The 23,067-nt window shown below is 71.3% G+C and carries 20 protein-coding genes and 1 riboswitch; of the genes, 14 read left to right on the plus strand and 6 right to left on the minus strand.

The genetic code is table 11. The annotated features are described in order from the left end of the window. Nucleotides 1-17 precede the first annotated feature (17 nt). Together OG842_RS32645 and OG842_RS32650 are read left to right on the plus strand one after the other, a co-directional pair. Nucleotides 18-314, plus strand: a complete 297-nt coding sequence (locus tag OG842_RS32645) for a WXG100 family type VII secretion target (protein ID WP_266735754.1) — start codon at nt 18-20, stop codon at nt 312-314. Between the two features lie 107 nt (nt 315-421). Beyond that, nucleotides 422-4,828, plus strand: coding sequence for an FtsK/SpoIIIE domain-containing protein (locus OG842_RS32650; RefSeq protein ID WP_266735752.1), 4,407 nt, complete (start codon nt 422-424; stop codon nt 4,826-4,828). 161 nt (nt 4,829-4,989) lie between these two features. Here the strand turns inward: OG842_RS32650 and OG842_RS32655 are convergent, their stop codons facing one another. The 3 genes from OG842_RS32655 to OG842_RS32665 form a co-directional block, all read right to left on the minus strand. After that, the gene (locus tag OG842_RS32655; RefSeq protein ID WP_266735750.1) at nt 4,990-5,616 is read right to left on the minus strand and encodes a hypothetical protein; all 627 of its coding nucleotides are present in this window, start codon (nt 5,614-5,616) and stop codon (nt 4,990-4,992) included. Between the two features lie 77 nt (nt 5,617-5,693). Continuing rightward, nucleotides 5,694-6,026: a hypothetical protein gene (locus tag OG842_RS32660; RefSeq protein ID WP_266735749.1), complete on the minus strand. Its 333-nt coding sequence runs from the start codon at nt 6,024-6,026 to the stop codon at nt 5,694-5,696. 126 nt (nt 6,027-6,152) lie between these two features. After that, nucleotides 6,153-6,623, minus strand: a complete 471-nt coding sequence (locus tag OG842_RS32665; RefSeq protein ID WP_266735747.1) for a COG4315 family predicted lipoprotein — start codon at nt 6,621-6,623, stop codon at nt 6,153-6,155. Between the two features lie 219 nt (nt 6,624-6,842). Between OG842_RS32665 and OG842_RS32670 the strand changes: the two genes are divergently transcribed. The 4 genes from OG842_RS32670 (at nt 6,843) to OG842_RS32685 (ending at nt 10,274) form a co-directional block, all read left to right on the plus strand. Further along, complete coding sequence (locus tag OG842_RS32670; RefSeq protein ID WP_266735746.1) at nt 6,843-7,781, plus strand: CHRD domain-containing protein; 939 nt, start codon at nt 6,843-6,845, stop codon at nt 7,779-7,781. 87 nt (nt 7,782-7,868) lie between these two features. After that, nucleotides 7,869-8,867: a DUF1996 domain-containing protein gene (locus OG842_RS32675; RefSeq protein ID WP_266735744.1), complete on the plus strand. Its 999-nt coding sequence runs from the start codon at nt 7,869-7,871 to the stop codon at nt 8,865-8,867. A 121-nt stretch (nt 8,868-8,988) separates the two neighbouring features. Further along, entirely contained in the window at nt 8,989-9,561 is a 573-nt protein-coding gene (locus OG842_RS32680; RefSeq protein ID WP_072489594.1) for a sigma-70 family RNA polymerase sigma factor, read from the plus strand. Next, the gene (locus tag OG842_RS32685) at nt 9,558-10,274 is read left to right on the plus strand and encodes a zf-HC2 domain-containing protein (protein WP_266735742.1); all 717 of its coding nucleotides are present in this window, start codon (nt 9,558-9,560) and stop codon (nt 10,272-10,274) included. The genes OG842_RS32680 and OG842_RS32685 overlap by 4 nt, the downstream gene beginning before the upstream one ends. A gap of 117 nt (nt 10,275-10,391) precedes the next feature. Here OG842_RS32685 and OG842_RS32690 read toward each other — a convergent pair whose 3' ends face one another. Both OG842_RS32690 and OG842_RS32695 read right to left on the minus strand, forming a co-directional pair. Then, on the minus strand, nt 10,392-11,777 hold the full coding sequence (locus OG842_RS32690; protein ID WP_266735741.1) for a uracil-xanthine permease family protein: 1,386 nt from the start codon (nt 11,775-11,777) through the stop codon (nt 10,392-10,394). A 315-nt stretch (nt 11,778-12,092) separates the two neighbouring features. Continuing rightward, on the minus strand, nt 12,093-13,325 hold the full coding sequence (locus tag OG842_RS32695) for an MFS transporter (protein ID WP_266735739.1): 1,233 nt from the start codon (nt 13,323-13,325) through the stop codon (nt 12,093-12,095). A 173-nt stretch (nt 13,326-13,498) separates the two neighbouring features. Between OG842_RS32695 and OG842_RS32700 the strand changes: the two genes are divergently transcribed. After that, nucleotides 13,499-14,689: an ROK family transcriptional regulator gene (locus OG842_RS32700; protein WP_266735738.1), complete on the plus strand. Its 1,191-nt coding sequence runs from the start codon at nt 13,499-13,501 to the stop codon at nt 14,687-14,689. Nucleotides 14,690-14,761: 72 nt separating this feature from the next. On the opposite strand, the gene OG842_RS32705 is transcribed toward OG842_RS32700, so the two are convergent. Next, nucleotides 14,762-17,092: a chitinase C-terminal domain-containing protein gene (locus OG842_RS32705; RefSeq protein ID WP_266735737.1), complete on the minus strand. Its 2,331-nt coding sequence runs from the start codon at nt 17,090-17,092 to the stop codon at nt 14,762-14,764. A 280-nt stretch (nt 17,093-17,372) separates the two neighbouring features. Beyond that, nucleotides 17,373-17,503, plus strand: a riboswitch (FMN riboswitch). 159 nt (nt 17,504-17,662) lie between these two features. Here OG842_RS32705 and ribD point away from each other — a divergent pair. The 7 genes from ribD (at nt 17,663) to hisG (ending at nt 23,058) form a co-directional block, all read left to right on the plus strand. Further along, nucleotides 17,663-18,763 (plus strand): bifunctional diaminohydroxyphosphoribosylaminopyrimidine deaminase/5-amino-6-(5-phosphoribosylamino)uracil reductase RibD, encoded by a 1,101-nt coding sequence (gene ribD, locus OG842_RS32710; protein WP_266735736.1) that lies wholly within the window; start codon nt 17,663-17,665, stop codon nt 18,761-18,763. Then, nucleotides 18,764-19,381, plus strand: a complete 618-nt coding sequence (locus OG842_RS32715) for a riboflavin synthase (RefSeq protein ID WP_266735734.1) — start codon at nt 18,764-18,766, stop codon at nt 19,379-19,381. Further along, nucleotides 19,378-20,022, plus strand: a complete 645-nt coding sequence (locus OG842_RS32720) for a nicotinamide mononucleotide transporter family protein (RefSeq protein ID WP_124718907.1) — start codon at nt 19,378-19,380, stop codon at nt 20,020-20,022. The genes OG842_RS32715 and OG842_RS32720 overlap by 4 nt, the downstream gene beginning before the upstream one ends. Continuing rightward, nucleotides 20,019-21,317 (plus strand): bifunctional 3,4-dihydroxy-2-butanone-4-phosphate synthase/GTP cyclohydrolase II, encoded by a 1,299-nt coding sequence (locus OG842_RS32725; protein ID WP_266735733.1) that lies wholly within the window; start codon nt 20,019-20,021, stop codon nt 21,315-21,317. Before OG842_RS32720 ends, OG842_RS32725 begins: the two co-directional genes overlap by 4 nt. A gap of 29 nt (nt 21,318-21,346) precedes the next feature. Continuing rightward, nucleotides 21,347-21,832, plus strand: a complete 486-nt coding sequence (ribH, locus tag OG842_RS32730) for a 6,7-dimethyl-8-ribityllumazine synthase (protein WP_124718909.1) — start codon at nt 21,347-21,349, stop codon at nt 21,830-21,832. Nucleotides 21,833-21,866: 34 nt separating this feature from the next. Then, nucleotides 21,867-22,139, plus strand: coding sequence for a phosphoribosyl-ATP diphosphatase (locus OG842_RS32735; RefSeq protein WP_018524273.1), 273 nt, complete (start codon nt 21,867-21,869; stop codon nt 22,137-22,139). Between the two features lie 70 nt (nt 22,140-22,209). Next, on the plus strand, nt 22,210-23,058 hold the full coding sequence (gene hisG, locus OG842_RS32740) for an ATP phosphoribosyltransferase (protein ID WP_266735731.1): 849 nt from the start codon (nt 22,210-22,212) through the stop codon (nt 23,056-23,058). The last annotated feature ends 9 nt before the right edge of the window (nt 23,059-23,067 follow it).

Genomic DNA, 23,067 nt, shown 5'->3' on the forward strand with positions numbered 1-23,067 from the left:
AAAAGGGAGACATTCCGATGGCCGATTACATCGTGAACGACGAGAAGACCGGCGCCGCCGCCACGCAGACCATGAACGAGTACGAGATCGCGGTCGCCCAGCTCAACAAGATCAAGGCCGACCTGGACGCGCTCACCGCCGACGGCTACAACACCCCGTCGGCGAGGAACGACTTCCAGCCCTTCGTGCAGGAGTACACGGACAACTACGGCAAGGTCACCGAAGGTCTCACGGGCATCTCCGAGTACATCAAGAAGTACGGCGAGGGCATGACCCAGTTCGACTCCGAGATGGGTTCCAGCCTCCGCAAGTGACCCCGCCCGGACGTCGGCCGGGCCGGTCCACTCTCCGGTCCGGCCCGGCCGGCTGTCCCGCACCCCTGGCAACCCCTGGTGATCCCCGTGCCCAAGGAGCACTGACGATGCGTCTGACCGTCACCGCCGTCGACCCGGAGCAGGGTCAGACCGCGGACATCATGATCGAGACCGACCCCGAGGCCCCCGCGGGCGAACTCGCCGAGCAACTGCACCGGCGGCTGCGCGGCGGCACACCGAAAGCACCGCCCGTTCTGTACCACGGGGCCACCCCGCTCCCCGCCGACCAGCCGATGGCCGCCGCCGCCCTGCGCTCCGGCAGCCTGCTGTCCCTGGACGCTCCCGCGCCCGAGGCGGGCCCGGAGCCGGACGGCGTCGTGGAACTGCGCGGCGTCGGCGGCGCCGACGCGGGAGTGGTGTTCCGGCTGCCGCCCGGCGACTACGAGATCGGCTCCGCCGCGTCCTGCCGCATCCAGCTCCGCGCCGAAGGGCTCGCGAAGACCGCGGCGCGCCTGAAGGTGCACGCCGACGCCACCGCGACCGTACGTTCCGTCGACCAGGACGGCGTCACCCGGGACGGCACCGGGGCGCGGGACTGGACCCCATGGCCGCTCGGCGGCGTCCTCACCATCGGCCCGGCCCTGCTCGAACTGGCCACGCCCTCCGTGCCCGACGCCGCCCTCCAGCCCTCCGACGACGGCGTGGGGCTCGACTACAACCGGCCGCCCCGGCTGCTGCCCCCGCCCGTCAACAACCGCTTCCAGCTCCCCGTGCCGCCCGGAAAACCCATCCGCAACAAGCTCCAGCTCGTGATGATCTTCGCACCGCTGATGATGGCCGGCGTCTCGTTCGTCATCTTCAACAACCCCAGGTTCCTGGTCTTCGGTGTCCTCTCCCCAGTCGTCGCCCTCATCTCCCAGTTCTCCAACAAGCGCCGGGGCAAGGAGAGTTACGAGGACCAGCTCAAGGAGTACGAGGAGAAGAAGGCCGCACTGGAACAGGACGTGGACGAGGCGGTGCTCGCCGAACAGCACGCCCGGCGCCTCGCCGCCCCGGACCCGGCGTCGGCCCTCCTGATCGCCACCGGCCCGCGTCAGCGGCTCTGGGAGCGCCGCTGGCGCGACAGCGACTTCCTGCTGATGCGGCTCGGCGTCGCCGACCGTCCCGCCTACGTGGAGCTCCAGGACCCCGCCGAGCCGGAACACCGCCGCAGGGTCGACCGCACCACGCACGCCGTGCCCGTGACCGTGCCGCTGCGCTCCTGCGGCGTCATGGGCGTCGCCGGCGGCGCCACCGCCGAGCCGCTGGTGCGCTGGCTGATCGCCCAGGCCGCCGTCCTGCACAGCCCCTCCGACCTGCGGATCTGCGTACTGTCCGGCACCGGCGGCGCGGACCGCTGGTCCTGGGTGCACTGGCTGCCGCACTGCGCGCCCCTCGGCGAGGACACCATCTCCCTGGTCGGCGCGAGCGCCGAGTCCGTGGGCCGCCGCATCGCCGAACTCACCGCCGTGGTCGCCGCCCGGCAGGCGGCCGGCGACCGGGCACCGCGCGGCGGCGCCGCGGGCGAGCCCGACGTCCTGGTCGTCCTCGACGGCGCCCGGAGACTGCGCTCCCTGCCCGGCGTCATCCAGATCCTCCGCGACGGACCGGCCGTCGGCGTGTACGCGCTGTGCGTGGACGACGAGGCCCGGCTCCTGCCCGAGGAGTGCCGCGCCGTGGCCGTGGCCGGGCCGAAGTGGCTGCGCGCCGAGCAGGACAGCGCCGACCCCGTCGACGAGGTCCGCATGGACGCGCCGACCCGGTCCTGGTGCGTGGGCGTGGCCCGCGCGCTCGCGCCGATCCGCGACGTGGGCGACGACGCCGACGAGAACCTGCTGCCCGCCTCCGCCCGGCTCCTGGACGTACTCGGTCTCGAACCGCCCACCCCCGACGCCGTCGCCGCGCGATGGGTGATCGCCGCCCGCAGCACCCGCGCCGTGCTCGGCGAGGGCGTGGATGGTCCGTTCGCCGTCGACCTGGCCGCCGACGGGCCGCACGGCCTGATCGCGGGCACCACCGGATCCGGCAAGTCCGAACTGCTCCAGTCCCTCGTGGCGAGCCTCGCCGTCGCCAACCGGCCGGACGAGCTGAACTTCGTCCTCGTCGACTACAAGGGCGGCAGCGCCTTCGCCGAGTGCGAGGACCTGCCGCACACCGTCGGCATGGTCACCGACCTGGACACCCACCTCGTGGAGCGGGCCCTGGTGTCCCTCGGCGCCGAACTGAAGCGACGCGAGCACATCCTCGCGGAGGCCGGGGCCAAGGACATCGACGACTACACCGACAAACGCACCCGCCATCCCGAACTCGCCCCCATGGCCCGGCTCGTCCTCGTCATCGACGAGTTCGCGTCGATGGTGCGCGAACTCCCCGACTTCGTCTCCGGACTCGTCAACATCGCCCAGCGGGGCCGCTCCCTCGGCATCCACCTGATCCTCGCCACCCAGCGGCCCTCCGGCGCGGTCACCGCCGACATCCGCGCCAACACCAACCTGCGGATCGCGCTGCGCACCACCGACACCGGAGAGAGCCGCGACATCATCGACGCCCCCGACTCAGGGCAGCTCTCGCCCCGCACTCCCGGCCGCGCCCACGCCAGGCTCGGCCACGCGGCGCTGCTGCCGTTCCAGACCGGTCGGATCGGCGGCCGCCGCCTCGACGCCTCGAACACGGACGAGGACCGCCCGGCGCCGGTGCTCACCGAACTCCACTGGGAGGCCCTCGGCGCCCCGATACCGAGGCCGGAGGTGCAGGAGGACACCTTCCAGCCGGTCACCGACCTGTCGGTCCTGGTCGAGGCGGTACGCGACGCGGCCACCCAGCTCTCCGTACCGCCCGCCCGGCGCCCCTGGCTGCCCCCGTTGCCCGGCGTCCTCACTCTCGCCGACCTGCCCGCGCGGCCCGAGGCGGCCGAGGACGGGCGGCTCACCCCGGTGGCGTACGGCCTCGTGGACGTGCCCACCGAGCAGGCGCAGCGTCAACTCGCCTTCGATCTCGACGAGATGGGCCATCTGTACATCATCGGCTCGCCGCGCAGCGGCCGCTCGCAGGCGCTACGGACCCTCGCCGCCGCCCTCACCGGCGCGCACCGCTGCGCCGACGTCCACCTGTACGGACTCGACTGCGGCAACGGCGCCCTCCAGGCCCTCGGCGGACTCCCGCACTGCGGGGCCGTGGTGGACCGGGGCCAGGTCGAGCGGGTGACCCGCCTCCTGAACCGCCTGGTCGCCGAGGTCGGGCGGCGCCGTGAACTTCTCGGCAGGCGGGGCGTCGCCGACCTCACCGAGCTGCGCCGCGTCCTGCCCGAGACGGAGCGGCCCCCGCACATCCTGCTGCTCGTCGACCGGTTCGAGGCGTTCGAGCGGGACTTCGCCAACTACGACCAGGGCAGCCTGATGGACGCCATGACCCTGCTGATGCGCGAGGGCGCGAGCGTCGGCCTGCACCTGGTCATGACCGGCGACCGCATCCTCGGTCAGAACCGGTTCTCCTCCACCACCGAGGACAAGCTGGTCCTGCGCCTCAACGACCGCACCGACTACTCCATGGTGGGCCTCCACTCCCGCGACGTCCCCGAGGATCTCCCGGCCGGTCGCGGTGTCCTCGCCAAGGACACCAACAGCGCTCAGATCGCATTGATCCCGGGCGGCGACGGCGGCGACGGCAGCGCCCGCACCGACGCCACCGGCGCGGGCCAGGCCCTGGCACTCGGCGTACTCGCCGAACGGGTCGGGGAACGCGACGCCGAGGTGCCCACCGAGCGCAGGCCGTTCCGCGTGGACGTCCTGCCAGACGAGCTGGACTTCGCGGACGCCCTCGCCCGCAGGCCGCACACCGTCTCCCCGCTGTGGGCGATGGTCGGCGTCGGAGGCGACGAACTCGCCGCCATCGGCACCGACTTGTCGCAGGTGCCGTCCTTCGTGGTCGCCGGCCCGCCGAGGTCGGGCCGCAGCACGGTGCTGCTCACCATGGCGAAGTCGCTGACCGCGGCCGGCACGAAGATCGTGGCGATCGCGCCGCGCAACTCGCCGCTGCGCCACCTCGCCGGACAGCCCGGCGTCGTGGAGGTCTTCACCGACGCCGACGTCGCGGTCGCCGACTTCCGCGCCGCACTCGGCAAGGTGGACAGCCCCGCCGGAGCCATCCTCGTCGACGATGCCGAGATGATGATCAACTCCGAGCTGGACACCGACTTCGTCGCGCTCGCCCGCGGCAGCGCCGGGGACGGCTGGGGCCTGATCATGGCCGGCAACAACGAGGCGCTGCTCGGCGGCATCGGCGGCTGGCAGGCCGCCGTACGCCGCAACCGCTGCGGCGCCCTGCTCGCGCCCCGGCTGATGGGCGACGGCGAACTCGTCGGCGCCCGTCTGCCACGCGGCCTGATGGGACAGGACAGCGAACCCGGCCGCGCCCACCTGCAGCTCGGCGACGGCCGCTTCACCACGGTCCGCGTGCCCGCGACGACGGTGGACTGACCGACCGCGCGGCGTACGGCACCACAGAGCAAGGCGAGAAGGCCTACGCTCCCGTCCGGTCACCGGGGGAGCGGAGGCCTTCCGGCCTCCGGCACACGCGAAGAAGAGGGCCCGGCCGTTCCTCCCAGGAACGGCCGGGCCCTCCGCGAGGCCGGCGCCGGTCAGGTGGTCGCCGCGCCGACGGCCACCGGCTCCTTGTCGCCGAAGGCGAACGTCGACGTGATGGCGTCGAAGAGGTCGTTCAGCGGCTCGGCGAGCGGGATGTTCGGGCTGAAGCAGGTGATGATCAGGACCCGCTCGCCACCGGGGACCGGCACGAACGTGTGCGTCACCACCATCTTGTACGAGACACCGTCGGCGATCTCCGTCTCCTCGATGCCGGCCATCCGGCCGACCGGACCGACGCCCGGCAGCGTCGCCGTCGTGAGGGTCCGGGTGGTGTTCTCGCGGCGGCGGCCCCCGGTGGCCGAGAACTGCTCGGCGATGCCCTTGGCGGAGAAGTCCTCACCGGGCGGCGGCGTCACGCTGAACACCATGAGCCCGGCCATCAGCAGGCCGTCCTCGTACATGGCGGTGGTGCCCGCCGCATAGACGGCGCCGCGCCTGCGGGCGCCCTCCATGATGCGCCGCGCGCTGCGGAACGTGTGGTTGATGGCGTCCCGGGTCTCCTTCTGCGGGGCGTGCCGCAGCATCTCGGCACGGCGCTCGGCGAGCGTGTCGCCGTGCAGGTCGTACTCCGTCCAGTTCTCCGGGATGGCGATCCCGAAGGTGTGCGAACCAGTGGTCATGGGACCGTGCTCCTCAGTTCGTTTCGGGCCGGGCTCGTTTCGGGCCGGGCCGATGGGGGATCGATCAGGCCGTCGTCCTAGGACGGCCGGGTGCCACTCCCGGCGGGTGTCGCGTCGCCGCCACCGCCCTGCCCGCCGCTTTCCTTCAGCGAAGAGCCCATCTTGGTGTCGAAGTCGTCGAAGGCCTTCACGATGGCCTCGCAGGCGTCCTTGAGGTCCTTGCTGTTCCGCTTGACCTGCACGCGCCCGTCCTTCCACTGCTCGTCGAAGTTGGTGCCGGGGCGCACCAGTGGCGGGCCGACGTCCTCGGGGGCGTAGCCCGAGGGCCGGGTGTCGATGAGATCCATCACCCGGCCCAGGAGTTCACCGAGACGTTGCACCTCGTCTCCCGGCATCTCGATCTCGGCCAAGGCTCCTCCCTCGTACGCGTCGTCCGGCGGGCAGGTCCCGCCCCGCTCCAGGAACGACGGCGGACGCGGGACGGTTCAACGGCCCGCCGGATCAAGGGCGTACGGGCGTCGGGGCCGCAGGGAGGGTCACGCGGCCTTGCGGACGAGCTTGCCGTCGGGTGCCACGGCGAACCACTCGCCGTCCAGGCCCTGCCCGTTGACGTCACCGGGCGCCATGTCACCGACGTAGTAGTACAGCGGCCAGTCCCCGTACGTGACGTGGACGGCACCCCCGGACTGCTTCGCCTCGCGCAGCAGCGACTTCCTGACGCCCCGGCCCGCGGTGGCGGGTACGGGGCTGGTCAGCGCGGGCCATACGGCGATGCACTCCGCGTCGCAGTTGCTCGCGGCGTCCTTGTCCTTGGTGAAGGCGTACAGGGTGCGGCCCTTGCCGTCGACCAGGATGGAGCCGAGCCCGACGTCCGCCACGGTGACCTCGGTGCCGGGCGCGGCCTTGACCGGCCTCCTGCCGTCGTCGGTGTCGCCGTCGCTCCCGGCCCCGCAGGCGACAAGTCCCAGGGCCAGCGGGATCGCGAAAAGAGCCTTGCGTGCACGCATGGTGATGACCTCTCTCGTACGTCGTGAAACGCGAGGGGGTGAGTTCCCCGTGCCCACACGTGCTCCCTGCGCATCGGGTTCAGTGCGCATCCGCCCCCTTCAGCGCTTCGGCCCCCGACAGCCCGGTTCGCGGGCGGCGTTGAACCGCTCGGGCCGTTCGTCCGTTCGTCGACGCGAAGGGCCCCGACTGGAAGCCCCACTCCCGGAAGGACGAAAGACATGCGCAGGCTCACTGTTGCGGCGGCCGCCGCCGTGCTCCTCGCCGGTCTCACCGGTTTCGCCGGTACGAGTCCGGCGCTGGCCGAGGACGGCCCCGACGCCGGGGGCTCCCGTGGCACCGGGGTCTCAGCGGCCACCGCCGAAGCGGCGCAGGCACCGGCCGTCTCCCTGATCGCCCGGCTCACCGGCGACCAGGACGGGCCCACCGCGGGCGACCAGGACGGCAAGGCCGTCGTGCTCGTCAAGGTCAAGGGCGACCGCGTCACCTTCGCCCTCACCTGGAACGGCATCGGCAGGCCGACGCGCGGCCACCTCCACCGGGGCCGGCCCGGCAGCGACGGCGGGGTGAAGGCCGCGCTGTTCGGCACGGCCATGCCCGCCTCGGTCAACTCCGCCGCCGGGCAGACCTCGATGTCCTCCGCCGCGCTCGCCCGACAACTGCGCACCGACCCCGGCGGCTTCTACATCGACCTGCACTCCGAGGAGTTCCCTGGTGGCGCGGTGCGCGGCCGGCTCCGGCTCCTGGAGAAACCGGTGAACCCGCTCAGCATCATCAGGGGCGGCAAGCTGCGCGCGCTCGCGGACGGCGGCCAGGAGGTCCCGGCCGACGACCCCGGCAAGGCGGGCGACCCGGACGGGCACAGCACCACGTTCCTGCACCCGAGGACGGACCGCGTCGACTACTCCATGGCCTGGGTGAACATCGGGGCGCCGCTGGCCGGACACATCCACGAGGGGGTGCTCGGCGAGAACGGCGACGTACGGCTCCCGCTGTTCGTCACTCCCGTACCGAAGAACGTCTTCGCGATCTCCGGCAGCGTCAGCGTCCCCGACGCCGAGGTCATCGCACGCCTCAAGGGGAGCCCGACCGGCTTCTACTCCAACCTGCACACCCGGGAGTTCCCCGACGGCGCCGTACGAGGGCAGTTGTTCCGCTGACGTTCACCGGCAAGGGGGTGACGGAGGTTTCGCGGGCGGCCTGTGGGCAATCTTGATTGCCCCGGCCCCTGGTGACACCCTGCTTCCGTGCGGATCAAGCTGCCCTTCCCCAACTCCCCTCTGTTCTGGGGGATTCTGCCCGTGACGCTCGGGCTGATCGTGCTCCTGGGCGTCATGACGTTCGGCGCCGACAGGGCCGCCACGGTGTCCGGCGCACCCGCCGACGACAAGTACGTGGAGATCGGGACCGTTGTGCCGGCCCGGGCGCCCGCGGCCGGACCCGACGCGTCCACCGGCTCGTACACCGTCGACTGCGGCCGCAACGAACAGGGCCACTACAACATGGACAACGTCGTGACCTCCCCGGGCGTCGTGAACGGCGCCCACCACACCCACGACTACGTCGGCAATCTCTCCACCGACGCCCTGTCCACCGACCGGAGTCTGGCCGCCGCCGACACCACCTGCGCGGGCGGCGACCGGTCCACGTACTACTGGCCGGTGCTGCGCCGCCTCGACCGCACCGGCGATGCCCACAAGGCAGGCGTCGGCGCCCACGGCAACACCGGTGAGGTCGTCACCGCCTCCTCGGTGCGGGTGGAGTTCCGCGGCAACCCGGTCAGCTCGGTCGTCGGCATGCCCCGCTTCCTGCGGCTGGTCACGGGCGACCCGGTCGCGGCCACCACGGACAGCGGGAACGCCCGTGCGCAGTGGGGCTGTTCCGGCTACCCGGACCGGTTCACCCGGAACTACGCACGCTGCCCGCAGGGCAGCGGACCGACCCGCACCTTGGACTTCCCGAGCTGCTGGAACGGCCTCGCCACCGACAGCCCCGACCACCGTACGCACGCACAGTTCCCCGCCGCCGACGGCACCTGCCCGCGGGCCACGTTCCCCGTGCCGCAACTGCGCGTCACCCTCACCTATGAACTCCCGGAGGGCACGCCGTTCGCCGTCGACTCCTTCCCGGAGCAACTGCGCGATCCGATCACCGACCACGCGATGTTCGTGAACGTGATGACCGGGGATCGCATGGCGGAGCTGGTGCGCTGCATCAACGAGGACCGGCAGTGCAAGGCCGGGTGACCAGGACCCCTCGCATGCCCCCGGCCGACCTGTGATTCAGCTCACATCCGTCCGGGATTGAACCGGCCCGGCCCGCCGTCCGTGTTCAGCGCATCGGCCCAGGAGAGGACGGAGAAGATGGATGGCGGCATTGTGGTCCCGCAGCCGGCAGAGACAGGACACCGGTGACGAGGCGCTGATCCGGTCCCTCTACGAGGAACACGGCAGAGCCCTGCTCGCGTACGCGCAACGCCTGACCGGCGATCGCAGCGCCGCCGAGGACGTGGTCCAGGAAACCCTGATCCGGGCCTGGAAACACCCGGACGCGCTGGTCAACGGCAAGGGCTCGGTACGTGGCTGGCTGCTCACCGTGGCCCGCAACATCATCACGGACCGGTACCGGGCCAAGGCTGCGCGCCCCACGGAGGTCGCCGAGTCGGTGACCACCCAGCCCGTCGAGCAGGACCACGCGGACGCCGTGGTCGACTCGATGGTCGTCATGGAGGCGCTCGACCGGCTCTCCCCGGACCACCGGGACGTGCTCATGGAAATCTACTTCCAGGGCAGGAGCGTCGCCGAGGCGGCGAACAGGCTCGGGATACCACCCGGGACGGTCAAGTCCCGGTCACACTATGCGTTGAAGGCCCTGCGGGACATGTACGCGGACAGACCGAAGGCAGTGAAGCTGGTGGCGTTGAAGGGGGTGGCGGTGTGAGCACCAGGGAACATGACAGCGAACTGCTCGGCGCCTACGTCCTCGGCGCGCTCGATGAGCAGGAGGTGCGAACCGTCGACGAACACATGGCGTCGTGCCAGGAGTGCCGCGACGAACTGGACGGGCTGCGGGACATGGAGTCCGCGCTCGGCGAAGTACCCCCGGAGGCTTTCCTCGACGGGCCCCCGGAAGGCGGTGACCTGCTGCTCCAGCGCACGCTGAGGCAGGTCCGCAACGAGCGCGCCGGGCAGACGCTGCGGCGAAGAGCGGTCCTGGGCGCGGTTGCGGCGGTCGCGGCGGCAGCCGTCCTCGGCGGCGGCGTCCTGATCGGCCAGAACACCGGCGAACGCACCCATGAGGCGACACCCCCGGTCCCCTCGGTCACGGCGACCGCGCCACCCGCTCAGCCGGGCGGCATGAAGGTCGTCGAGGGCCGCAGCCCCTCGACCGGCAGCGAGATGAGGCTCCGGGTGACCCCGGCCGTCGACTGGATCCGCCTCAACGCCTCGGTCACGGGCATCCCGGCGGGCGAGCGCTGCCGTGTGGTGGTCGTCGCGAAGGACGGCAGCCGCGAGATCGCGGGCAGCTGGCTCGTCGCCGACGAGAAGAAGGGTGCCAACCTCGACGGCTCGGCGGCCGTCCCCATGGACGACGTACAGAAGGTCGTGATCGAGAACGACAAGGGCAAGGAGTACGTGTCCGCCGACGTCTGAACCCCGCGGGCCCGGACGTGGACCACGACCTGCCGGGTGGCGTACGGATCGGTGTGGCGAACAGATCAGTGAGGCCGTTCCCCGTCGGAGCGGCCTCACTGACGGCGGCGCCTGCGATCACGATCCGCCCGGCACGCCTCGGTCGTACCCCACATTGTCCGGTTCGAGGAGCGGCGGCTCGTCCGCCATGTGGGCGGGAGCCATGACGCGCAGCGCGTGGTAGCCGATGAGGACGATCAGCGTCCCCAACGCGATGCCGCTGAGCTGGAAGTTGTCCGTGAGCTTCAGGCTCACATTGCCGATGCCGACGATGAGACCCGCGGCCACCGGCACCAGGTGCAGGGGGTTGGAGAGGTCGACCCGGGAACGGACCCAGATCTGGGCGCCCAGCAGGCCGATCATGCCGTAGAGGATGACCGTGATGCCGCCGAGGACACCGCCGGGAATGGCGGCCACGACGGCACCGAACTTGGGGCAGAGCCCGAACAGGATCGCGAAGCCCGCCGCGCACCAGTAGGCGGCGGTCGAGTAGACACGTGTGGCGGCCATGACACCGATGTTCTCGGCGTACGTGGTGGTCGCGGGGCCGCCCACGGACGTCGACAGCACGGTCGCCGCACCGTCGGCCATGATCGCCGTACCGAGCCGGTCGTCGAGCGGTTCGCCCGTCATCTCACCGACCGCCTTGACGTGTCCCGCGTTCTCGGCGACGAGGGCGATGACGACGGGCAGGGCGACCAGAACGGCCGAGAGCGAGAAGCTCGGGGCATGCAGGTCGGGAAGGCCGATCCAGTCCGCCTTGGACACGCCCGAGAGGTCCAGGCGCCAGTGGTCGACCGCCTCGGCGCCGCCCGCGGGGGAGTGGATCTTGCCGAACGCGCGGTCGAAGACCCATGAGGCGACGTACCCGAAGGCCAGCCCGAGGAAGATCGCGATACGGGACCAGAAGCCGCGCAGCACGACCAGGGCGAAACCCGTGAACAGCATGGTCAGAAGCGCTGTCCACTGGTCCTGGGGCCAGTAGGTGCCGGCGGTGACCGGCGCCAGGTTGAACCCGATCAGCATGACCACCGCACCCGTGACCACCGGAGGCAGTACCGCGTGGATGACGCGGGCCCCGAGAGCCCGGACGACCGCCCCGCACAGGAAGAGGACCGCGCCGACGACGAGCAGGGCGCCGGTGAGGGTCGCCGCGTCACCCCCCTGTGTGCTGATGACGGCGGCGACACCGATGAACGAGAGGCTGCTGCCCAGGTAGCTGGGGATGTGGCCCCGGGTGATCAGCAGGAAGAGAATGGTGGCCACGCCGGAGGCCATCACGGCGAGGTTGGGGTCGAGCCCCATCAGGACGGGGGCGACGAAGCAGGCTCCGATCATGGAGACCACGTGCTGCGCGCCGAGACCGACCGTGCGCCCCCAGGTGAGCCGCTCGTCCGGCCTCACGACCTCACCCGGTGCGAGGCTCTTGCCGTCGCCGTGCAGCTTCCAGCCGAAGCCCGCCATGGTCTTGCTCCTCGATGTGTTGCTGGGGTGGTGCCGAGATCCGCCGGCCGGACCGGGGCCCGATGGCTGCTCGATGACTAGCGGAACACGCAGTTCCGGCGCATGCCGACAGGACGGGCCATGAGGGTGGGGATCCGACCCGCGTCGTCGTGCTCCGCGGCCCTGAGGGCTGCGTCGCCGCCGCGGAAATGAGCAGCGTCATGCTAATGCCCGGCCGCGGAGTGTTCGCGGCCGGGCCGGGCGTCCTGAGCACGGACGACGCAGGTGAGGCGGGGGACCGGGAGCGACGCACCGGCCGTCCGCCGGTGCGAGGGATCAGGGACGCTGCTCGACGGCCGCCGCGCTCGGGGCGCCGGCGTCCGAGGGCGACACCGGCCTGCGGTCGCCCGCCCGCAGTACCCCGGCCCCCAGCACCAGGCCGAACGCCAGGACCGTCACCAGGCCGAACGACACGACCAGCGAGGTCGCCTCGGCCAGCGAGCCGATCGCGGACGGGGCGATCAGCCCGGAGGTGTACGTGATGGTGGCGACACCCGCGATCGCCTGGCTCGGGTTCGGCCCGCTGCGCCCGGCCGCCGCGAAGGCGAGCGGGACGACCACGGCCACACCGAGCCCGAGGAACCCGAAGCCGCACATCGCCAGGACCGCGTTCGGCGAGGCGACCACGAGCAGTCCGCCGACCGTCGCGAGGACACCGCCGAACCGTACGGTCCTGACCGCGCCGAAGCGGTCGACGACCTTGTCACCGGCGATCCGGGCGACCGCCATGGTCAGCGCGAACGCCGTCGTGGACGCCGCGGCGAGCCCGGCGGAGGTGTCCATGATGTCCCGGAGATAGACCGCCGACCAGTCCAGACTGGCGCCCTCCGCGAAAACCGCGCAGAAGCCCACCGCGCCGATGATCAGCGCCGACCTCGGCGGCAGCGTGAAGCGCGGCGGCGGCTCCTCGTCCGGTTCGCTGCGCAGATCCAGTACGCCCCGGCAGGCGATCAGGCCGAGCGCGGTGAGCACGAGGGCGGCCAGTGTGTGATGCAGCCGGGCGTCGGTGCCCAGATGCGCGGCCACCGTGCCCGCCGCCGAACCGATCAGGGCGCCCACGCTCCACATCCCGTGCAGCCCGGACATGATCGACTTGTCGAGGCGGTTCTCCACCTCGACGCCGAGGGCGTTCATCGCCACGTCCGACATGCCGGCCGATGCCCCGTACACGAAGAGCGCGGCGCACAGCGTCAGCAGGTTGGGTGCCAGCGCGGGCAGGACCAGCGCCAGTGTCCACAGGGCGAGCAGCCCGCGCAGTGCGGTTCTCGCGCCGAAGCGATGGCTGATCGCGCCGGCCAGCGGCATCGCGAGCGAGGCGCCGATCGCCGGGAAGGCGAGAGCCAGGCCCAGTTGACCGGCGCTGACCCCGGCGTGGTCCTGGATCCAGGGCACCCGGGTGGCGAAGCTGCCGGTCACCGCGCCGTGCACGGTGAAGACCGCGGCGACGGCGAACCTGGCCCGCCTCACCTGCGCCATGCCGAAGTCCGCGTCTGTGGAATCCGCTGTCATACCGCCGTGCCCTCCCCTGAAAGATTCTCTCGGAATCCGCTGTCCCCGGTGGTCCCGGTGCCCGTCTCCACGGTGCGCGCAGTAAACTATCAGGAACCCTGCCTGATAAATAGTGCGCCGGTGCGTCCACTACGTCAGCGATCAGTACGTCAGCGATCTGGAAGGATCCCGGCATGCCCGCATCACCGAGCACCGCACGGGCCATCAACGACCGGCTCGCCCTGCGACTGCTCCAGCAGGACGGCCCGCTGACGGCCACGCAGCTGAAGACCCTGACCGGCCTCTCCCGGCCCACCGTCGCCGACCTCGTCGAGCGCCTGCAGGGAGCCGGTCTGATCCGGGTCGTCGGCGAGGCCGGTGCCGAGCGCCGCGGCCCCAACGCCCGGCTGTACGGGATCGCCGCCGACCGCGCCCACCTCGCCGCACTCGACGTACGCACCGGCAGCGTCGCCGTGGTCGTCGCCGACCTCCTCGGCTCCACGCTCGCCGAGGCGACCCTGCCCATCGGCAGCGACACCGGCACCGAGGCCGCAGCCGAACAGGCCGCCGCACTCCTGGAGCGCACCGCGCGCGAGGCCGGCGCCGGTCCGCTGCACAGGGTCGGCATCGGCGCACCCGGGCTGATCGACCCGGTCACCGGCGAGCTGCGCGACACCAGCGGACTGCCCGCCTGGCACCGGCGGCTGGTGCGGGTACTCCAGCAGCGGCTGCCCGCGACCGTGCTGGTCGAGAACGAGACCAATCTCGCCGCCGTCGCCGAGCACCGCGGCGGCGCGGCCGCCGACCACGACACCTTCGTGCTCTTCTGGCTCGGCCACGGTGTCGGCGCCGCCGTCATGCTGGACGGGAAGCTCCGCCGGGGAGCCTCCGGCGGAGCGGGCGAGATCGGCTTCCTGCCGGTGCCCGGCACGGCCGGTGCACCCTCGGCGCTCAACTGCGACGGCGGCTTCCACTCCCTGGTCGGCTCCGCCCCGGTCTGCGAACTGGCCGCCGCCCACGGCATCGCCGTGCCCCCGGGCGCGGCCGAGGGCGACAAGGAACCGGGGGCCGCGTCGGCCGTGCGGGCCGCGCTGGCGGGCGAGGGGGACGGTGAGGGGTTCCTGGACGCGCTGGCCGGCCGTCTCGCGCTCGGCGCCGCCGCCATCGCCGCCGTCCTCGACCCGGGCTGCGTGCTGCTGGCGGGCGAGGTCGGCCACGCGGGCGGCGACGCGCTCGCGGCACGGGTCGAGGAGCGGCTGACCCTGATGTCACCGCTGCGCACCGAGGTCAGGGCCGGCCGGCTGGGCGGTGCGGCGGTGCTGCGCGGCGCGCTGCTCGCCGCCCGGGACGCGGCCCAGGACGAGCTGTTCACACCGGCCGGGTAGCCCCCGGGCATGGCGGAGCCCGGCGGTGACCGGGGGCGAACCGGTCACCGCCGGGCGGCAGTGGGAGGGGCGTCAGCAGGCCCCGAGGTCCTGCCAGGCGCCCCAGTCACTGGTGGAGCCGGGCTCCTCGCCCTTCGTCCACCACTTGGCCTTCCACTGGTGCGTGCCGTGGGCGACCGTCGTACCGGCGCCGTACTCGGAGCCCGCGCTCCAGACGGGCGCGGTGCAGCCGCCGCCACCGGGCGTCGGGTCCGGCGACGGTGAGGGTGTCGACGTGCCTGTGCCGGGGTCGACCAGGGTGGTGCCGCGCGTCAGGTCGGCGGCGAGGGCGTACGACTTCCCGCCGAAGGTCACCGTCCAGTTCGACGGCGTGGAGGTGGGCAGGTAGTAGACGAAGTCGAGCTCGACCGAGGCGCCGGGGGTCAGGCTCTGCCAGGCCGGCAGCTTCAGCGAGACGCGGTTGTAGTCGCCCTTGAGCCCGCCGATGTTGTTGGCGGCGGTGTGGTCGCTGCGTACGATCGTCGTGCCGAAGCCCGACTGGTCCTTGGCGTTGGCCGGCGCGGAGGTCGAGTAGTCGAACTGGAACTCCGTGGAGCCGGGCAGCGCCGTCTTCGTGTTGTTGGTGATCTTCAGCTTGGGGCTGATCGGGTAGTTCGAGTCACCGAGCGGGAACTGGCCGAAGGACACATCGATGTCGAGCGCCTCGGTGGGCAGATCGATGGTGGACCGCTTCGCACCGTACGGGGTGGCCGACTTGAACTTGTCGTACATCGTCGAGGTCAGGGTGGAGCCCGGCTCGTACTGGCCCTTGGCCGCGTTCCAGCCGTAGTCGCCCGCGAGCTCCCAGATCATGGTGCCGCCGATGCCCTTGTCGACGACGTAGTCCGCCTTGGCGGCGACCGACTGCTCGTCCTCGGTGGACAGGAAGACCTTCTTCTCGGCGTTCCAGAGCCAGGGCGCGACCAGCGTCGAGTCGTACTTGCGGGCGTAGGTGCCGGTCAGCTCGGTGTCGGCGGGGAATCCGTAGTCGGTGACGTAGTCGCCCACGACACCCTTCTCCAGGTTCTTCGCATGCCACATCGGGTTGGAACCGGCCGGTGATTCCTTGCCGTTGGTGTCCTTGTCGTGCCAGAGGTTGTCGATGCCGACGGCGCCGTCACCGCACTTGGTCAGGCCCGCGCCGGCCGGGCAGTCGGTGGTGGCGGCCCGGCCCCACAGCCCGTCCGTGCCGCCCTGCACGTTCTTGAAACCGCGGGTGTAGTACGGCAGGCCGATGTTGATCCGGCCGGACGGCATCGAACCGCGGAAGTAGTGGTACGCCCAGTCGGTGTTGAGGTAGCCGGTGCCGCCGTACTGCGAGGTCGAGTAGACGCTCGCCTGGGCGAGTTCGGCGTCCTTGCCGTCGTCGAAGAGGGCGGCGTTGGGACCGACGTACTCGTTCCAGGCGCCGTGCAGGTCGTACGACATGATGTTGACGTAGTCCAGGTACTTCTGGACCTGGAAGGTCTCCATCCCGCGCAGCAGGTAGCCGGACGAGGGCGCGGCCACGCTCAGCAGGTAGTGCGTGCCGTCGGCGGCGGACGCCCGGTCGAGCTTCTCGCGCAGCGTCTTCATCAGCGCGGCGTAGCCCTTGACCAGACCGGCCCGGCGCGCGTTGGAGAGCGTCCAGTCCAGCGGGTTGCCCGAGTCCTTCATGGTCGTCGGGTACTCGTAGTCGATGTCGACGCCGTTGAAGCCGTACTTCTTGACGAACGCGACGGCCGAGTCGGCGAAGGCGTCGATGCCGACCTGGTTGACCGAGCCGTCGGCGTTGGTCGCCATCGAGTAGAAGCCGCCGGAGTCCACCCGCTTGCCGCTGTCGTCGAAGTAGCCGCCGGTCTCGGCCCAGCCGCCCACCGACACCATGGTCTTCACGTTCGGGTGCTTCTTCTTGAACTTGTTGAGCAGGTTGAAATGGCCCTTGTAGGGGAGATCCGGGTCCATCTCGGCGCCCGCGACACCCGGCCAGGTCATGCCGGTCGAGGCGTTGTCCGGCCCGTCGGCGCCGACCGAGAGCTTGTTGCCGCCGTCGACATGGGCGAACGCGTAATTCAAATGGGTGACTTTGTCCCAGGGGATGTCGGGGACGAGATAAGCGGGTTTGCCGTCCTTGCCGGTCCGCCAGTCGGTGAAGTACCCGATGACCCGCCGCTGGTGGTCGGCGCCCATCTTCTCGCGGCCCTCGGTGTCGTAGACGGAGCAGTAGGGCACGGAGACACCGGGCGTCTCGTAGAGCCCGTCGGGGCGACAGGACTCCTGGTCGGCGGCGGCCGACGGGGTGGCGGCGAGCGAGCCCATCAGCAGTCCGGCGACGGCTACGCCGGCTGCGAGCAGGGTGGCTCTCGCACGGGTGGGGGACAGCACGTTCGGTTCCTCCTGGGGAGGTTCGGCGGAAACACAACTGGCAAAGGGGTGGGTCGTGTTGGTGCCCCGGGTGTGCGCACACCGCGGGACCGCTCCTCGGAGGTGACGCAGAGATTAAAAGGACTAGACCACTGCGTCAATAGGTCTGGACCTTTAGGTGTCAACTTCTTCGGCTCGATCCAGAAGAGGGCCCTCGCCCCGGCCGCCCTGTGAGCCAGTCCACAGATACTCACCCGCATGGCCCACCGCTCGGCGTGGCACACTGATCGTGTACCAGCAGCAGCGCACTCCGGGGTCGGTGCAATTCCGAACCGGCGGTTATAGTCCGCGACCCGTCCGCATCCAGCGGCCGGTTGACCAGGTGGGATTCCTGGACCGACGGTTAAAGTCCGGATGGGAGGCAGTGCGCGGCGGGCCGTTTCGCGGGTACGCCGCCGTCGGCGGATGGTTTTCGGGCGACCGATCCATCCGTGTTTTCCGGCATTTCCGGCGTTCCCCCGTGGCGTTCCCGCTTCATCTGTCGTCATCGACAGGCCCCGGAGTCCGTGCCCGAAGAGGCAGGAGGACCCGGTGGACACCGCAGCCGACATCACCGCCATGCGCCGTGCGATCACGCTCGCCGCCCGCGGTCTCGGCTTCACCAGCCCCAACCCCGTGGTCGGCTGCGTCATCCTCGACGCCGCGGGCCGCCACGCCGGAGAAGGCTTCCACCAGCGGGCCGGCGGACCGCACGCCGAGATCCACGCCCTGCGCGAGGCGGGCGACCGGGCCCGGGGCGGTACCGCCTACGTCACCCTCGAACCCTGCAACCACACCGGCCGCACCGGCCCCTGCGCCCAGGCGCTCATCGAGGCCGGCCTCGCCCGCGTCGTCTACGCAGTCGGCGATCCGGACCCGCAGGCCACCGGCGGTGGCGACACCCTGCGCGCGGCCGGGATCAAGGCCGAGCAGGGGCTCCTCGCGGACGAGGCCGAGGCGGGCAACGCGGTCTGGCTGACCTCGGTGCGCCTGGACCGCCCGTACGTCCTGTGGAAGTACGCGGCGACCCTGGACGGCCGGATCGCGGCCGCCGACGCCACCAGCCGCTGGATCACCTCCGCCGAGTCCCGCGCCGACGTCCACCGGCTGCGCGCCGAGGCCGACGCCGTGGTGGTCGGATCCGGCACCGCCCGCACCGACGACCCGCAGCTCGGCGTACGAGGCGTCGAGGGCGCCGTGCAGCCGCTGCGGGTGGTCGTCGACACCGGCGCCACCGCCGTACGCCCCGGCGCCCGGGTCCTCGACGGCACCGCGCCCACCCTGGTCGCCGTCGCCGAGGACGCCGACGCCGGGCACCTGCCCGAAGCCGCCGTCCTGCGGCTGCCGCGCGCTGCCACCGGCCCCGGCCTGGACATCCCCGCCCTGCTCCGTGCCCTGCACGGGCGCGGCGTCCGCTCCGTACTCCTCGAAGGCGGCCCGACCCTGGCCGGGGCCTTCGTAGCCGCGGGAACGGTCGACAAGGTCGTCGGCTATCTCGCCCCCGTACTCCTCGGCGCAGGCCCCGCGGCCCTCGCCGACGCCGGAATCTCCACCATCGCCGAGGCGTTGCGCCTCGATGTGACCGAGACCGTCCGCATCGGCCCCGATCTGCGCATCACCGCCGTCCCCGGCCCTGCCCGGAAGGGAAACTGAGTGTTCACCGGAATTGTCGAAGAACTGGGTGAAGTCACCTCCGTCGAGAAGCTCGCCGACGCCTCCCGCTTCCGCCTGCGCGGCCGAGTGGTCACCGAAGGCGCCAAGCACGGCGACTCCATCGCCGTCAACGGTGTCTGCCTCACCGTCGTCGACCTCGGCGACGGCGAGTTCACCGCCGACGTGATGGCCGAGACCCTCGACCGGTCCAGCCTCGGCGCGCTGGACACCGGCTCCCGGGTCAACCTGGAACGCCCCATGGCGGTCGGCGGCCGACTCGGCGGACACATCGTCCAGGGCCATGTCGACGGCACCGGGCACATCGTCGAGCGCAGGATCTCCGAGAACTGGGAGATCGTGAAGGTCTCCCTCCCCGCGCACCTGAGCCGCTACGTGGTGGAGAAGGGATCCATCACCGTCGACGGCGTCAGCCTCACCGTCGTGGACGCCGGACCCGACTACTTCACCATCAGCCTCATCCCCACCACCCTCGCCCTGACCACGCTCGGCATCAAGGAGCCCGGTGACCCGGTCAACCTGGAGGTGGACGTCATCGCGAAGTACGTCGAGCGGCTGCTCGGCAACACCGCGCAGACGCCCGAGGAGCCGGTCCGGTGACCGCCCTGCACTGGCTGAACTCGGAGGCGTTCACCGTCTTCGGGCAGCACATCATCTGGTCCGACATGATCGGCAACACCGTCGGCCTGATCGCCCTGACCCTGGGCTGGCTCCGCTCGATCTGGACCTGGCCCGCCCAGCTGCTGTCCGGCGTCGTCCTGGTCGCGGCCAACGCCTCCGTGCACCAGGCGGGCAGCGTCGGAAAGCAGCTCGTCGTCATCGCCGTGGCCGTCTGGGGCTGGCAGCAGTGGACCCGGGGCAGGCAGCAGGCCCAGGACGGCTCCATCGCCGTACGGTTCGCCACCTGGCGCGAGCGCGGCTACCTGCTGGGCGGCGCCGCGCTCGGCACCCTCGCGGTCGGCGGCCTGTTCACCGCGTTCCCCTCGCTGTCCTGGAGCCCGTGGGCGGACGCGTACATATTCGCCGGGACCCTCGTCGCGATGCTCGCCCAGGCCCGCGGCATGGTCGAGTTCTGGTTCGCCTGGCTGCTGGTCGACCTGGTCGGCGTACCGCTGAACTTCCACAGCGGGCTCGCCTTCTCCGGTCTCATCTACGTCGTGTACGGCGCCCTGGTCCTGTGGGGCATGCGCGACTGGTGGCTGCGTTCGCGGACACCCGCTCTGGAAGGAGCCACGGCATGACTGCCCAGCCCACCTGGTTGCACCGGGAACACGAAGGTGCCGCCGAGGACCTCCGCCTCGACCCCGTCGAGCAGGCGATCCGTGACATCGCCGCCGGGCGGCCCGTCGTGGTCGTCGACGACGAGGACCGGGAGAACGAGGGCGACCTCGTCATCGCCGCCGAGAAGGCCACCCCCGAGATCGTCGCGTTCATGATGAGCGAGTGCCGCGGCCTGATCTGCGCACCCATGGAGAACGACGAGCTGGAACGGCTCGCACTCCCGCAGATGGTCGCCCACAACACCGAGTCGATGCGCACCGCGTTCACCGTCTCCGTCGACGCGTCCGCCGCCCACGGCGTCACCACCGGCATCTCCGCCGCCGACCGGGCCACCACCCTGCGGCTGCTGGCGGGCGGCGAGGCCGGCCCCGGCGACTTCGTACGGCCCGGCCACATCTTCCCGCTCCGCGCCCGCTCCGGCGGCGTACTGGTCCGCAACGGCCACACCGAGGCCGCCGTCGACCTCGCCCGGCTCGCCGGACTGCGGCCCGCCGGGGCCATCGTGGAGATCGCCGGCGAGGACGGCGTGATGCTGCGGCTGCCCCAGCTCGTCCCGTTCGCCCGCAAGCACGGCCTCACGATCATCTCCATCGAGGACCTGATCGCCTACCGCCGCAGCTCCGAGCCGACCGTCCGCCGCGAGGCCGAAGTACGGCTGCCGACGGCCTTCGGCGCGTTCACCGCGTACGGCTACCGCTCCACCACCGACGGAGTCGAGCACGTCGCGCTCGTCCACGGCGACCTCGGCGACGGCGACGACATCCTGGTCCGCGTCCACTCCGAGTGCCTGACCGGCGACATCTTCCAGTCCCAGCGCTGCGACTGCGGTCCCCAGCTGCACGCGTCCATGCGCCGGATCACCGAGGAGGGCCGCGGCGTCGTCGTCTACCTGCGCGGCCACGAGGGCCGGGGCATCGGCCTGCTGTCCAAGCTGCGCGCCTACGAACTCCAGGAGCGCGGCATCGACACCCTCGACGCCAACCTGGAGCTCGGCCTGCCCGCCGACGCCCGGGACTACGCGGCCGGCGCCCAGATCCTCAAGGACCTCGGCGTCAGCAGCCTCAGGCTCATGACCAACAACCCCGACAAGACGGCCGCGATCCTGCGGCACGGGCTCGCCGTCACGGGCCGCGAGCCGATGCCCGTCCAGGCCGGCGAACACAACCTGCGCTACCTGCGCACCAAGCGCGACCGCATGGGACACGACCTGCCCTGGCTCGACACCGCCACGGCGTCGACCTGCGGCAACCAGTAACGATCACGGAAACGAGCGACAGGAGAGAAATGAGCGGCAAGGGCGCACCCGAACTGTCCGTACGTAACTGCGGTGACCTGCGCGTGGCGGTCGTCGCCGCGCAGTGGCACGAGAAGATCATGGACGGCCTCGTCGACGGCGCCCTGCGCGCCCTGCACGAACTCGGCATCGACGAGCCGACCCTGCTCCGGGTGCCCGGCAGCTTCGAGCTCCCGGTCGTCGCCAAGGTCCTCGCGGGCCGCGGCTACGACGCGGTCGTCGCGCTCGGCGTGATCATCCGCGGCGGCACCCCGCACTTCGAATACGTGTCCCACGGCGTCACCAACGGCCTCACTCAGGTCGCCGTCGACACCGGGGTACCGGTCGGCTTCGGCGTACTCACGTGCGACACCGAGGAGCAGGCACTCGACCGGGCCGGCCTCGAAGGGTCCAACGAGGACAAGGGGCACGAAGCGGTCACCGCGGCCGTCGCCACCGCCGCCACGCTGCGCACGGTCAGCGAGCCCTGGCGCTGAGCACCGGGTACCGACCCCGTACTCTAAGACCATCATGGCGAACAAAACCTTCGAAGAGCTCTTCGCCGAGCTGCAGCTCAAGGCCGCCAACGGCGATCCCTCCACCTCCCGTACCGCCGAGCTCGTGGACAAGGGCGTCCATGCCATCGGCAAGAAGGTCGTCGAGGAGGCCGCCGAAGTCTGGATGGCCGCCGAGCACGAGAGCAAGGACGCCGCCGCCGAGGAGATCTCCCAGCTGCTGTACCACGTCCAGGTGATGATGGTCGCCCGCGGGATCTCGCTCGACGACGTCTACGCCCACCTCTGAGCACCACCTCCGCACCAGTACGTCCGCACATCCGCACCGGCACTCCCTCCTCGCAAAGGAACCTGACCTCATGCTGCGCATCGCCGTCCCCAACAAGGGTTCACTCTCCGGGCCTGCGATGGCGATGCTCCATGAGGCCGGCTACCAGCAGCGCAAGGAGTCCAAGGAACTCGTCCTCGTCGACCCCGAGAACGAGGTCGAGTTCTTCTACCTGCGGCCGCGCGACATCGCGATCTACGTCAGCTCCGGCCGGCTCGACATCGGCATCACCGGCCGCGACCTGCTGCTGGACTCCGGCGCGGACTCCGAGGAGATCCTCCAGCTCGGCTTCGCCCGCTCCACCTTCCGCTACGCCACCAAGCCCGGCACGGCCAAGGGCCCGCAGGACTTCGACGGCATGACGATCGCCACGTCCTACGAGGGCATCGTCGCCAAGCACCTCGCCGACGTCGGCGTCAACACCTCCGTCGTCCACCTCGACGGCGCGGTCGAGACCGCCATCGAACTCGGTGTCGCCCAGGTCATCGCGGACGTGGTGGAGACCGGCACCAGCCTGCGCAACGCCGGACTCGAAGTCATCGGCGAGCCGATCATGAAGTCCGAGGCCGTCGTCATCCGCCGCACCGGCGCACCGGACGACGACCCCAAGGTGCAGCAGTTCCTCCGCCGCCTCCAGGGCGTCCTGGTCGCCCGCTCCTACGTGATGATGGACTACGACTGCCGCGTCGAGCACCTGGAGCGCGCGGTCGCCCTCACCCCGGGCCTGGAGTCGCCTACCATCTCGCCGCTGCACCACGAGGGCTGGGTCGCCGTCCGCTCCATGGTCGCCGCCCGGGAGGCCCAGCGGATCATGGACGATCTGTACGACCTCGGCGCCCGCGCCATCCTCACCACCGCCATCCACGCCTGCCGCCTCTGACGGCCCGGC

Source organism: Streptomyces sp. NBC_00376 (genome assembly GCF_036077095.1).
GTDB lineage: Bacteria > Actinomycetota > Actinomycetes > Streptomycetales > Streptomycetaceae > Streptomyces.

What these genes read in the sequence shown, in the direction of transcription:
- OG842_RS32645 (WP_266735754.1), top strand. Translation starts at nt 18, where the DNA reads ATGGCCGATTACATCGTGAACGACGAGAAGACCGGCGCCGCCGCCACG.
- hisG (WP_266735731.1), top strand. Translation starts at nt 22,210, where the DNA reads ATGCTGCGCATCGCCGTCCCCAACAAGGGTTCACTCTCCGGGCCTGCG.
- OG842_RS32655 (WP_266735750.1), bottom strand. Translation starts at nt 5,616, where the DNA reads ATGACCACTGGTTCGCACACCTTCGGGATCGCCATCCCGGAGAACTGG.
- OG842_RS32680 (WP_072489594.1), top strand. Translation starts at nt 8,989, where the DNA reads ATGGCGGCATTGTGGTCCCGCAGCCGGCAGAGACAGGACACCGGTGAC.
- OG842_RS32665 (WP_266735747.1), bottom strand. Translation starts at nt 6,623, where the DNA reads ATGCGTGCACGCAAGGCTCTTTTCGCGATCCCGCTGGCCCTGGGACTT.
- OG842_RS32650 (WP_266735752.1), top strand. Translation starts at nt 422, where the DNA reads ATGCGTCTGACCGTCACCGCCGTCGACCCGGAGCAGGGTCAGACCGCG.
- OG842_RS32670 (WP_266735746.1), top strand. Translation starts at nt 6,843, where the DNA reads ATGCGCAGGCTCACTGTTGCGGCGGCCGCCGCCGTGCTCCTCGCCGGT.
- OG842_RS32700 (WP_266735738.1), top strand. Translation starts at nt 13,499, where the DNA reads ATGCCCGCATCACCGAGCACCGCACGGGCCATCAACGACCGGCTCGCC.
- OG842_RS32695 (WP_266735739.1), bottom strand. Translation starts at nt 13,325, where the DNA reads ATGACAGCGGATTCCACAGACGCGGACTTCGGCATGGCGCAGGTGAGG.
- OG842_RS32725 (WP_266735733.1), top strand. Translation starts at nt 20,019, where the DNA reads ATGACTGCCCAGCCCACCTGGTTGCACCGGGAACACGAAGGTGCCGCC.
- ribH (WP_124718909.1), top strand. Translation starts at nt 21,347, where the DNA reads ATGAGCGGCAAGGGCGCACCCGAACTGTCCGTACGTAACTGCGGTGAC.
- OG842_RS32690 (WP_266735741.1), bottom strand. Translation starts at nt 11,777, where the DNA reads ATGGCGGGCTTCGGCTGGAAGCTGCACGGCGACGGCAAGAGCCTCGCA.
- OG842_RS32735 (WP_018524273.1), top strand. Translation starts at nt 21,867, where the DNA reads ATGGCGAACAAAACCTTCGAAGAGCTCTTCGCCGAGCTGCAGCTCAAG.